General features: G+C 41.8%; 8 protein-coding genes. 4 read left to right on the top strand and 4 right to left on the bottom strand.

Annotated features, from left to right (window positions below):
- Window positions 1-274: 274 nt before the first annotated feature.
- Window positions 275-1,690, top strand: coding sequence for an isochorismate synthase (locus V7K79_RS25405; RefSeq protein ID WP_335051590.1), 1,416 nt, complete (start codon window positions 275-277; stop codon window positions 1,688-1,690).
- 19 nt (window positions 1,691-1,709) lie between these two features.
- Here the strand turns inward: V7K79_RS25405 and V7K79_RS25410 are convergent, their stop codons facing one another.
- Window positions 1,710-2,699, bottom strand: a complete 990-nt coding sequence (locus V7K79_RS25410; RefSeq protein ID WP_335051650.1) for an L-lactate dehydrogenase — start codon at window positions 2,697-2,699, stop codon at window positions 1,710-1,712.
- Window positions 2,700-2,900: 201 nt separating this feature from the next.
- Complete coding sequence (locus tag V7K79_RS25415) at window positions 2,901-4,208, bottom strand: glutamate-5-semialdehyde dehydrogenase (protein WP_335051592.1); 1,308 nt, start codon at window positions 4,206-4,208, stop codon at window positions 2,901-2,903.
- A gap of 515 nt (window positions 4,209-4,723) precedes the next feature.
- On the opposite strand from V7K79_RS25415, the gene V7K79_RS25420 reads away from it, so the two are divergent.
- The gene (locus tag V7K79_RS25420) at window positions 4,724-6,709 is read left to right on the top strand and encodes a zinc metalloprotease HtpX (protein WP_335051594.1); all 1,986 of its coding nucleotides are present in this window, start codon (window positions 4,724-4,726) and stop codon (window positions 6,707-6,709) included.
- A 44-nt stretch (window positions 6,710-6,753) separates the two neighbouring features.
- Entirely contained in the window at window positions 6,754-7,203 is a 450-nt protein-coding gene (locus V7K79_RS25425) for a hypothetical protein (RefSeq protein WP_335051596.1), read from the top strand.
- Between the two features lie 240 nt (window positions 7,204-7,443).
- Here the strand turns inward: V7K79_RS25425 and V7K79_RS25430 are convergent, their stop codons facing one another.
- Window positions 7,444-9,738 (bottom strand): PAS domain-containing hybrid sensor histidine kinase/response regulator, encoded by a 2,295-nt coding sequence (locus V7K79_RS25430; protein ID WP_335051598.1) that lies wholly within the window; start codon window positions 9,736-9,738, stop codon window positions 7,444-7,446.
- 801 nt (window positions 9,739-10,539) lie between these two features.
- Here V7K79_RS25430 and V7K79_RS25435 point away from each other — a divergent pair.
- Window positions 10,540-11,730, top strand: coding sequence for a transporter substrate-binding domain-containing protein (locus tag V7K79_RS25435; protein WP_335051600.1), 1,191 nt, complete (start codon window positions 10,540-10,542; stop codon window positions 11,728-11,730).
- A gap of 294 nt (window positions 11,731-12,024) precedes the next feature.
- On the opposite strand, the gene mazG is transcribed toward V7K79_RS25435, so the two are convergent.
- Complete coding sequence (gene mazG, locus V7K79_RS25440; RefSeq protein ID WP_335051601.1) at window positions 12,025-12,852, bottom strand: nucleoside triphosphate pyrophosphohydrolase; 828 nt, start codon at window positions 12,850-12,852, stop codon at window positions 12,025-12,027.
- Window position 12,853 lies beyond the last annotated feature (1 nt).

A 12,853-nucleotide genomic window follows, 5' to 3' on the forward strand; every position in this document is an offset into this window, starting at 1 on the left:
TTCTTGAGATTTTATGATTTCAAAAGACGCTAGATATGGGTGATATACAAACAACTGTCACTTTCACTATGGCTTGTTAACTTTATGTTGTTAACACTCACCCTCACGTTGCAGTTTCAGGCTGAAACTGTTTTATCATAGTCTGAGAATACTACAAATAAGCCAAACCCTACGCTGGTGAAATAGCAACTTAATATGTTACCTGTAAAAATACGACCACGATTAATTACACTTTAGAAAGTTAACTTAAAAAAAATTTACTATCGTTAAATCCATGACAGTTTCACCATGTCGTAGCAACTTCTTTGTCCTTGACAAAGATTTATATCAATTTCTGGTAGCAGTGCAAGAAAAGTGCGTCAAAAATAATTGCAGACAAATTGTCAGTGTCTCCCAAGAAATTGATTTAGTTGACCCTTTACTTGTATTGGATAAACTTACACAAGCAAATGAAATAAATTTTTACTTTGAGGATAGAGGTAAAGGAGAAGCGATCGCAGCAATTGATGCTGTAGCAAAATTACACATTGATGGTTCAAATCGTTTTAGGAAAGCAGAATATTTTATCAAATCTTGTCTACAAAATATAATTAATTTTGGTAACGCGAACCAACCTTTTTCTGGCCCTCACTTTTTTTGTTATTTCAGCTTTTTTGATAAAAATGCCCAAGTAGATTATCCATTTCCATCTGCTACGATTTTTCTTCCGCGCTGGCAAGTAGCTGTAAAAAATCAGCGTTGTATATTAGTAACAAATCTAATTATTAATGCAAATATAAATATTGAAAGATTGTTGGAGAATATACAAAAAAAAATTGAATTTATCCAATCTTTAGAATATTACTCTGCCAATATTGATTGTTTCTCAGCAAACTTCTACAAAAAATCAGTTACGAATGCTGCTCATTTCAAACGTTCAGTAGCATCTGCTTTAGAAAAAATTCGGTCTGGTCATTTAAGCAAAATTGTTTTAGCAGATATTTTAGATGTCATGTCAAGCAACTACTTTGACTTACTGAACTCATTAAATAATCTTAGACAAAATCATCCTAATTGTTATATTTTTTCTACAAGTAATGGTAAAGGACAAAATTTTATTGGTGCAAGTCCAGAAAGATTAATTAGTATTAATAATCAACAGTTAATCACTGATGCTTTAGCTGGTTCTGCACCACGAGGTAAAACCCCTGCTGAAGATGCAGTTAATGCCAATCGCTTACTAAATAGTGAAAAAGAAAAGCACGAACATTCCCTAGTGCTTGATTTTATTACACAACGGCTATCAGAGTTAGGTTTATTACCGCAAATATTAGCACCACGGCTACGACAATTATCGAATATCCAGCATTTATGGACACCAATCACTGCTACGGTTCCCGCTAACATACACCCATTAAAGATTGTTGGACAATTGCATCCTACGCCAGCCGTTGCAGGTGCAGCACAAGATGTAGCTTGTGCCGAAATTCGTCGTTATGAAAACTTTGAAAGGGGTTTATATGCTGCACCTTTAGGTTGGATAGATTCTCAAGGGAATTGTGAGTTTATTGTGGGAATTCGTTCAGCATTAATTGATGGCGATCGCGCCAGGTTGTATGCTGGTGCTGGTATAGTCGCTGGCTCCGATCCTGACAAGGAGTTTGCAGAGGTGCAGCTGAAACTTCAGGCATTACTGAAAGCGTTAGTTTAACATTCAAAAAAGGTTGATTTTAATTATCCAAAGAATTATAAGCTTCATTCAGTTTGGTGGCTGACTCTTCTAATAAGCGTTGTTCATCAGCATTTCTTGGTAACACCAGTTGGCGCTCAATACCTTGGGAGCTAATGATACATGGAAGTCCCAGAACAACTTCACTACCAACTCCATAGTTAGAATTTGCTCTTACCGATACTGGAAATATCTCCTTTTCATCTCGCAGGATAGTATCAACTAACTGAGAAACTACTGTTGATATACCATAGCTAGTATTTCCTTTACGTTCAGAAATGTTGTAGCCTCGCTTACGAGTTAACTCTGCGTACTTTTGCTGAATTTGTTCCAGCGTTGCTCCTTGTGGTGTATAAAATTCAGCTAACGGAATTCCCCCAATAAATGCACTAGACCAAACCACAAATTCACTGTCTCCATGCTCTCCAATCACATAAACACGAACGTCTTGTTTATTAACGTTCAGTTGCTTACCAAGTTGATATCTCAGTCTAGCAGTATCAAGAACGGTTCCCGAACCAAAAATCAGGTTTTCTGCTCTTGTGGAATTGGCGATCGCAATCCGTGTTAATACATCCACTGGATTGCTAACAATAAGTACAATTGAATTCGGTGCAACTCGATCCAATTCTTTTATTGTTGAAAGCATGATCTCTGCATTATCGCTTAATATATCTAATCGGCTTTGTCCTTCTTTTTGCTGCACCCCAACAGTCACGACAATCACATCAGAATCAGCTAAATCTTCATATCGATTTGTTGCTATAATTTCCATCTCTTGAAGTAGAGGAATAGTGTCTTCAATATCCCATGCTTGCCCCTCAGCTTTTGATAAGGTTCGGTCAAAAAGGACGACTTTTACACATTTACCGAGTAGCACTAAAGCATTTGCTACGTTTGCACCCACATTTCCTGCACCAATGACACCGACCTTGGACGTTTTGCTACTCATGCCAAATCTATTTTTTTGTAACTTGTCCGATAGGTTAATGTTACCTCTAGAACTAACTTGTTTGAGTCAAGATTTTTAAAGCGATCGCTTCCTCTCAAAGAAAAAACTGTCTTTACAACATCATCACTGCAAGTAAATAAACGTGAGTTCAATGGGTATTGTCCAGATCCCCGACTTCTCAAAGAAGTCGGGGATCTAACTTATCACGACTGATTTAGGATTGCTATATGTGAAAATACTTTACACTAAATCCCGATGAATAAAAGCTTTCGCATTCGCTCCGGTGTAACTAGCTACAATATGACCATCACCAGTCATTTGATATTTGTATGTGACTAATCCTTCTAAACCAACGGGGCCGCGGGGAGGCATTTGTTGCGTACTAATTCCGACTTCTGCACCGAAACCATAGCGGAAACCATCAGCAAAGCGGGTAGAACAATTGTGGAATATATTAGCTGAATTTATTAGTCCAAAGAAAGTTTTCACGGATGCTGCATCTTCAGAGATAATGGCATCGGTATGACGAGAACCATATTTGTTAATATGAGCGATCGCATCTTCTAGAGAGTCTACAATCTTTATCGACAAAATCAAATCGCTATATTCAGTTTCCCAGTCTATTTCTGTTGCAGCTACAATATTAGGCAAAGTTTCTAATGTGCGTTGATCGCCTCTTAATTCCACATGGCGTTCTTGCAAAGCCTCAGCAACTTTCGGTAAAAATTCTTTAGCAATTGATTCGTGAACTAGTAAAGTTTCAATCGCATTACAAACAGCTGGATATTGCGCTTTGGCATCGACGGTAATCGGAACTGCTTTAGAAATATTGGCGGCTTTATCTATATAAAGATGACAAATTCCATCGGCGTGACCTAGTACCGGAATGCGCGTATTTTCCTGGACAAATCTCACAAATGAATTAGAACCTCTAGGAATAATTAAATCTACATATTTATCTAATTTCAAAAGTTCTAAAGTTTCTTCTCTAGTTGTTAATAACTGTACTGCATCTGGGTTAACAGCAGTTTGAGATAATCCTTGTTTAATTGCCTTAACTATCGCTTCACAAGAACGCACTGCTTCCTTTCCACATTTGAGGATTACACCATTTCCTGATTTGATTGCTAAAGAAACAATTTGAATCGCCGCTTCTGGACGAGCTTCAAAAATAATCCCCAAAACACCTAATGGACAGGTGATACGCTTCAGAACTAAGCCAGTGTCAAGTTCGCGGTGAATCTGGACTTTACCAATTGGATCGGCTAGTTTACCAACATCTTCTACCCCTGCGATCGCATCTCTTAGTTTATGTTCATCCAACTGCAAGCGCTTATAAAGTGGTTGGGGAATTCCTTCAGCAGTTGCAGCTTTACAATCAGCAACATTTGCTTGTAAAATTTCATCTTTAGCTGATTCTAAAGCTTCAGCGATCGCCACAAGTGCCTGATTTTTTGCCTCAGTGGAGAGAATCGCTAGCTTACTTGCAGCTTGGCGGGTTTGTCCTGCAATCTTAATTAAGGGAGAAGCTATATCAATAATAGTCATAGTACAAAGCTTTACTTTCTTTTCATATTATCAATCTCACGTTATGTTGATCATTCGTCTTCCTCCAATCGGGTGAATCATTTGGGTAATCAATAATTACTCTGATTGGGTGAAGCAAGACTGGGTTCAAAACATTTATTCTTTGATTATTAAACACAGGCAAAGAAGTAGTCAGTTTACAACGTCAAAAATATTGCAAGTATGATTACAGTTTTTATTTGAAAATCTTAAATATGATTTATGCGTTCCCCAGGCTAGAGAGACATAGTAATGTATGTTTCTCTAGTCTTTTACTTAAGTAGCGCCGTATGCAACTTAATTTTGTTAAACCTTGATTCCATTGTCGGGTAAGTATCTTGCCTGCCCAGAAAGGACGGACAAGATGTCCATCCCACAGGGAGCAACGCGAAAAAGCGAGTTTATCGTTAATTAAATTTTTGCGAAATTGTAGTGACGATCGCTGAATATATTGAGTATTGATAGATCAAATACCACTCCTCCACTAGGGAGATCCTATGTCATTGCAATCTGCATTAAATGCCTTAAACCAAAAACGTTATCAAGAAGCGGCGGAATTACTCGAACAATTCTGCCGCGATTGCGCTGAACACAATTCCTCAGATTATCTTTCAGCACAGATGTGGCTAATCAAAGCCTATCAAGCCACAGGTGAAATCGCAAAAGCCAAGGCCCTGTGTCAAAAGTTAATCGTGAGTGAAAACCCACAGGCTCGCAGTTGGGCAGAAAAGGCTAGTCAATCCTTGCGTCAACCATCTAACATTAGCCAAAAAGCTGGTCGTGCCGCCACTACTGGGATGAAATTAGCAATGGGGGGAGTGGGTGGTAGTTTGGCGTTAGCTTCTGGTGTCACCATCACCTTGTTGTTTGGCATAGTGTTGGCTTTAGGTTTGAGCTTAGTATTTATTTCGGGTAGCGATAATCCACTCCAAGGACTAGCGATCGCTATTGGTATTACCCTAGTTTTTAATATCGCCGCCTTTTTCATCTCTCCATTCATCATGGACTTAACTCAAGGCTGGCTTTACCAAACTCGCTGGGTAGAGTTGACAGAAGTTGAAGCCCTCAGTCCAGAGACAGCTAAAGTTATTCGTCAAGTCTGTCAGCATAAAAATCTGAAAATTCCTCGTTTGGGAATTATTAACGACCAAAACCCCACAGCTTTTACTTATGGCTCATTGCCGAATAGTGCCCGTTTAATCGTCAGTCAAGGACTTTTCACATATCTTGATGACGATGAAATTGCTACCGTCTACGCCCACGAACTGGGGCACATCGTCCACTGGGACTTTGCAGTGATGACAGTAGCTTCTACCTTAGTGCAAATTTGTTACTTGATTTACAGCACAGCTAGAAGATTTGGGCGCGGCGGTGGTGATAGCAAAATTAAAGATGCGATGCAAACTGCTGCCTTAGTTGCCTACGTGTTTTATGTCATCGGTACTTATCTACTGCTGTACCTCTCTCGCACACGAGAATACTTTGCTGATCACTTTGCAGCCGAAAGTACGGGTAATCCCAACGGATTATCCCGCGCTTTAGTGAAGATTGCTTATGGAATATTAGAAGAAGGTTCGCGCACACAAGAACCTAGCCGTTTAATTGAAGGAACTCGCGCCTTGGGTATCTATGACCATAAAGCCGCCGCTTCCACAGGAACCGCTTACCGCATTGCATCCGATACTCAAAAAGTTGGTCGCGTCTTTCTCTGGGATATGTTTAACCCTTGGGGTTGGTGGATGGAGTTAAATTCCACTCACCCATTGACAGGCAAACGAGTTCGTGCATTAAGCACTTATGCCGAACAATTGGGTTTACCGACTGAGTTTGATATGGGGCGAGTTATTGGAGAAGGTAAAAATCTGAATAAAAGTAGGCTTTACGGCAACTTCTTTTTAGATGTTGTATTGTACGGCGCTGAAACAATTGGTTTCTTTGTTGGCTTGGTGATGGGTGTGATTTTGTGGTCAAATTCGCCAAACACAGGTTTAGTATTGGGTGCGCCACTAATTGGCTTAGGAATCGGAATTATTATCAAAGCCTTGGTGATGTTTCCTGACTACAAGCAAGCACCAGAAACCGACATTCTCACCTTGATGTCAGACCCTTATGCCAGTCCGTTACGCGGACAACCTGCAAAACTGGAAGGTCAACTAATTGGTCGTGGCGACGCTGGTTATAAATTTGGTTCCGATTTAAAAATTCAAGATCGTAGCGGAATGCTTTATCTGCATTACGCCTCACGCTTTGGCCCTATCGGCAATTTCCTGTTTGGGATGAAGCGAGTTAAAAGCTTGATTGGCGAACAAGTTGGGGCTGTGGGTTGGTTCCGTCGGGGTGTTGCGCCTTGGATGGATTTAATTCAACTCCAAAGTGAAAATGGCACTATTGTCAACAGTTATCATCGCTTCTGGTCATTCATCCTTGGTAGTGGTTCGATTATCCTGGGAGTGGTCTTGACTATGTTTTTGAGCCGCAGCTAGCTGAGTTTGGGGGCAGGGGGCAGGGGGCAAGACATTTATTGGCGATGCCTGCGGCGGGCTACGCCAACGCATTTGTTGATTCGGCGAACGCATTTGTTACTTTGGCGAACGCATTTGTTGATTCGGCGTTCGCATTTGTTGATTTGGCGATCGCATTTGTTGATTTAGCGTTCGCATTTGTTGATTCGGCGATCGCATTTGTTACTTTGGCGAACGCATTTGTTAATTCGGCGATCGCATTTGTTGATTTAGCGATCGCATTTGTTGATTCGGCGATCGCATTTGTTGATTCGGCGATCGCATTTGTTGATTTGGCGTACGCATTTGTTGATTTGGCGTACGCATTTGTTAATTCGGCGTACGCATTTGTTAATTCGGCGTACGCATTTGTTAATTCGGCGAACGCATTTGTTGATTCGGCGATCGCATTTGTTAATTCGGCGATGCCTGCGGCGGGCTACGCCAACGCATTTGTTACAGCATTTTGCATCTAAATGAAGTACATCCTTACCCCCCTTAATCCCCCTGATACATTGCTATGGTGTATACACAAGTCAAATTACCCCCCTTAATCCCCCCTTGGAAAGGGGGGAAATAAGAAATCTTGTTCCCTCCCCTTTACAAGGGGAGGGTTAGGGAGGGGTATTTTTGTACTTCATTGCAATCTACTGTATATAGGCGATGCCTGCGGCGGGCTACGCCAACGCATTTGCTACCAAAAGCTTAATTGTGCATTAAACTTGTTTGCTACCTTTAGTAAGGTTCGCTACCACTTTCACCAACTCTTCTGGCTCGATTGGCTTGGATACATGAACTTGAAACCCAGCTTGCAGAGCGAGCTTGTGTTCTTCATCTCTAGCAAATGCCGTTAGTGCCACAGCTAAAATCTTCTTTTCTTGCTCTGCTTCCTGCGCCCGCACTTTCCGAATTAGAGAATAACCATCCTCATCTGGCATTCCGATATCACTGATTAAAACATCTGGTTTGAATTGTCTTAGTGCTTCCAAAGCTTCACTTACTGAGCCAACCGCCGTCACCTGCGCTCCAGACTCTTCAAGAACGAAGGTAATTAACTCCCGCGTATCAGCATTGTCATCGACAACGAGTATTTGCAAGCCGTTGAGTACTGAGAGGTCATTGACTTTTACTTCACTCTCTTTAATTAAATGCTCTGATTGCAGTTCTGCCAGAGGCAACAACACTATAAATTTTGCTCCCCTTCCTTCCCCCTCGCTAACTGCGTAGACTGTGCCTGAGTGCATTTCTACTAAGTAATAGACAATTGCTAGCCCCAACCCCAAACCATTGTCTGCTCTAGTAGTTGTGCTATCAGCTTGACGGAAGCGCTCAAAGATATAAGGTAGAAAGTCAGCACTAATTCCCTTACCTGTGTCAGAGACAGTTATCTGAGCATTTGAGTTTACCTGTTCTAGATATACTTCAACTCGCCCTTCGTTAGGTGTGAACTTGACGGCATTAGAGAGCAAATTCCAAATAACTTGTTGCAGGCGTTCTGAATCACCCATAACTTGACCAACTGAAGAGTCAAGATGAGATTCAACTTGAATATTCTTAATTTCAGATGTGGGATGTACAGCTTCAACTACCGCCTGAATTACAGGCACAAGGTCAATTTTACGGATATTGAGGCGAATTTTACTTTGGACAATCCGCGAGATATCTAGGATATCTTCAATCAGTTTTCTTTGAAGTTTGGCATTGCGCTCGATTGTCTCTAATCCCTTAGAAGTATTTGCTTCGTCCAATTTTCGAGTACGTATTAGTTGAACCCAACCCAGCATAGAATTGAGAGGTGTACGAAGTTCGTGGGAAACCACCGCTAAAAACTCTTCTTTGATGCGGTTAGCTTCTTGGGCTTGCTGATAAAGCTGGGCATTTTCAACGGCGAATGCTGCTCGTTGAGCAAGTTCTTGAGCCATTTCTAGGTCTACAGTTGTGTAATGGCGTTCTGGTTGTGCAGACGCAAATAGAATTGTCCCTAGCTTGCGATCGCGTACCAACAGTGACACTACCATCTGAGACTTAACTTCAAGTCGGCGCAGCACACTAAAGTGTTCCTCGGACGAGGAATTTTTCTGTAATGAAGACTCAAGAATATTTGTAACCAGTTCCGGCTTACCAGTTCTTAAAACTTGCGCCGGCCCATAATCAGCATCAACAGAAATTGGATAGCGTTCTTGGAGTTCTCGGAGCAGTGCTTCCTTTGCTGGTTCTGATGCGGCGATAACTGGGTTAGTGAAAACTGGCAAATTATTTTCGATGACATCCACAATACACCAATCGGCAAGAGTAGGCACTGCTAATTGCGCGACGCTTTTTAGGGTAGTGCGATAATCCAAGGAAGATGCCAATACACGACTTGCTTCAGCCAAAAAATTAGAGCGCCTCTCTGCTGCTTCGGCTGCAATTCGGGCGGCTTGCTCATTGGCAAATAACTGCTGACGCTGCAATTCCAAACGCTTACGCTCACTAATATCACGCATTAGCCAGCGCAGAGCAACTGGCTCACCTTCTTCGTTACGGACGGTAACTACTGTCAAAGCTACATCAAAACAGATTTTTTCTCGTGGTTGTAAACACACTTCCCATTCCCCACCTCGGTCGAGTTGCTGCAACTGAATTAGGTAATTAAAAAAGACTTGATGATCTGACTGGGCGATGAAAGTAACTAGCGGTTTGCCAACCAAAAATCGCTGTAAAACATTGAGGTATATGGTAGCAGCACGATTAGCTTCCAGGATAGTGCCGAATGTATTAGTTACCAAGTAACCATCAGGCGCAAAATCAAATAATTCTTGGTAACGCTGACGCTCTTTCTCTACTACAATTCGTGCTGCTTGTAGTTCCTCGGAGGCGATTTGTAGTTCTTCCAAACTTATTTCAAGTTCTTCAAAAGCTTCTGCTATCAGCTCTTGTTGATTCTGCGGCTGACTTTCAGTACTTTGCAGTAATCGTGTCACCCGTGAGTGCAATGTCTCTATTTTTTGACTAAAATCGTCTACATCCATGTTGCTCGCTTTGCAAAGACTAAGAAGCGCACGTTAAATAAAATATCAGGCAATTACAGCAGATTGTAAGTTAATAAAGTAGAAAAATACCTCTCCCTAACCCTCCCCTTAGAACTACTGTGTACACACAAGTCAAATTACCCCCCTTAATCCCCCCGATGTATTGGGGGGAAATAATAAATCTTGTTCCCTCCCCTTTATAAGGGGAGCCACTGCGTTGGGCGGCTCTGCCGACTTGAAGCAAGTGGCGTGAGGGTTAGGGTGGGGTAAAACTAACGCGAAAAACCAGACGAGTAAGCTATTTCAGACTTGTGTATACACCGTAGCCCCTTAGAAAGGGGAGGGAACTGTATTTCTAGTTCCCCCCCAATACATCGGGGGGATTAAGGTGGGTAAAGGACGTACTTCACTTTATTTAGATACAAAATGCTGTATAAACCCAAATGTATGTTAAGAACCCGTCTTAAAACTATTCTTTAGAAAGATAGAAGTTTACCTTGACATCGTGAGTTCTACAAAGTGAATTAGACACAATATAGCTATCTCAAGCTTTTTCTCTATAATTTTAAAAGCAAAGAATAGATCAAGAAATCCACCCAGAGTATTGCACAGCAATAAACATAATGAGTAAATTTAAGCAAATGTTTTTATAGCTTAAGGAGTATCTGATGGTTACAACGACACTACCAAGAGAATAAGTCAAAATTGGCACAATCACGTTGCTGATTAACAACGAACATGATATTTGATACAACGTGGGCATGATAAATAGATTATGCACACAACCCTAAAAAAATTCTGATGATAAATGCGATCGCTACTAAATTTCGCCAACTTCTAGCTGGGAGAAACAGCCCGATTGGCAGATATGATTCAAAAAACAAAATCAAGCTTTCTTTAGCACTGTATACCTGCATAGGATTAGTAGGTGGAATTCTGGCATTGTTATTAATCGCGTCCCCAGGAGTAGCGCAAAAACCACAACCCCAACAACCCTTATTAGTAGCTACACGAGTTATACCGCCCTTTGTGATCCCAGGCAAAGGTGAGCTATCGGGATTCAGTATCGACCTCTGGCGCAGCATCGCTAACCAAATAGGTATAGAGTATAAATTTATTGAATATTCTTCTGTACCGGAAGTGCTTTTGGCTATTAAAGAAAGCAAAGCCAACTTGGGAATTGCAGCTATCTCGATTACAGCCGAACGCGAGCAGAATTTTGATTTTTCATTACCCATTTTTACTGGGGGGCTGCAAATTATGGTGAGAAACGCAGAGAGTAACAAAAATCCCTTACCAAATCTTTTGCAATTATTTTTCTCTGCTAGTCTTTTGCAGGTAATAGGCATTGCCCTGCTATTAATTGTTGTAGCAGCCCATATTATTTGGTTATCTGAGCGTCATCAAAAAAATGGGATAATTTCTCAATCATACTTTCCGGGAATTTTTAAAGCTGGTTGGTGGGCAGCAGCCACATTAGCAACCCAAGCTGATGAAATGCCCAAGGGAGTACTAGCACGCTTAGTAGCTGTAGTCTGGATGTTCATTGGAGTCCTTTTTGTTGCTTACTTTACAGCCAGCGTCACTACCTCATTAACAGTGCAACAACTTCAGGGTGATATCAGGAACATAGACGATTTACCCGGCAAGATAGTAGCTACAACTGCGGGTAGCACAGCCGCCACATACCTGCGAGAACATAAAATTTCAATTCTAGAACTCCCCAATATTGAGCAAGCTTACAATGCTCTGCAAACAAAAAACGCTGATGCTGTGGTGTTTGATGCGCCTGTACTCCTCTTCTATGCTGCCAATGAAGGCAAAGGGAAAGTAGAGATTGTTGGCAGTATCTTGCGTGAAGAAAGCTACGGCATCATTCTGCCCAATAATAGTCCCTACCGCAAACCAATTAATAAGGCTCTACTGAGTCTCAAAGAAAATGGCACTTATCAATCGCTATATGATAAGTGGTTCAGTGCTGAAAAATCTTGAAGAAGAAAATGGGGATTGGGGACTGGGGAATGGGGACTGGGGAATAGGAAGTTTGAGCCTTTGAATCTAAAGCTTGCATCTTTGAATCTAAAGCTTGCATCTTTGAGCCTGAAGCTTGCATCTTTGATCATGAAGCTTGAGCTTTTGAGCCTGAAACTTGCATCTTTGATCATGAAGCTTTAAGTTATAAGTCTCCTCAGTCCCCAATCCCCAATCCCCAATCCCCAGTCCCCAATCCCCAATCCCCAATCCCCAGTCCCCAATCCCCAATCCCCAGTCCCCCATCCCCAATCCCTACTCCCCACTCCCTTCTTGAGCAAGTTGAGCTTTTGCCTGTTGCCAGAGAGCTTCTAACTCATTCAAACTGTAATCAGAAAGGGGACGGTCAACAACCGCCTCCATTTTTTCTAATCGCTGCACAAAGCGCTGATTTGTACCTTGCAAAGCGGTGCTGGGGTCAAGATTATGCCAACGCGCTAGCTGAATAACTGCAAATAGTAAATCGCCTAATTCTGCTTGTTGTCGTTCGGGTGTTTCCTCAGCTAAAGCCTGCTGAAACTCTCCCAACTCCTCATGAAACTTATCCCAGACACCCTGAATATTTTCCCATTCAAACCCGATCGCGGCTGCCTTTTGAGAAATCTTCATTGCCGCCGTCAGTGGGGGAAGGGTGCGTCCATAACGAGCGAGTTTAGCACTAAATTTTTGCGCGTCTGGAGATGCTTCGCCTTTTTCCGCAGCTTTGATTTGTTCCCAATTTTGCCGCACCTCATCCACACTGGCAACTGACACATCACCAAACACATGAGGATGACGGCGAATCAACTTTTGGGAAATCCCCTGAGTGATTTCTTTAAGAGAAAATTGCCCAGATTCACTAGCGATTTGGGCTTGCAATACTACTTGTAACAATAAATCGCCTAACTCCTCGGCGATCGCAGTTTTATCCCCATTCTTAATCGCATCCACCACCTCATAAGCTTCCTCAATCACGAATGGAGTCAGCGTTTCGGCAGTTTGAGCCAAATCCCAAGGACAACCACCATCAGGCGATCGCAATTTCGCCACCACCTCAATTAATTCTTGCAACGCTTCCAAAGTCTCAACTTTGTCATTTGTCATT

The organism is Nostoc sp., from assembly GCF_036917575.1.
Classification (GTDB): domain Bacteria; phylum Cyanobacteriota; class Cyanobacteriia; order Cyanobacteriales; family Nostocaceae; genus Nostoc.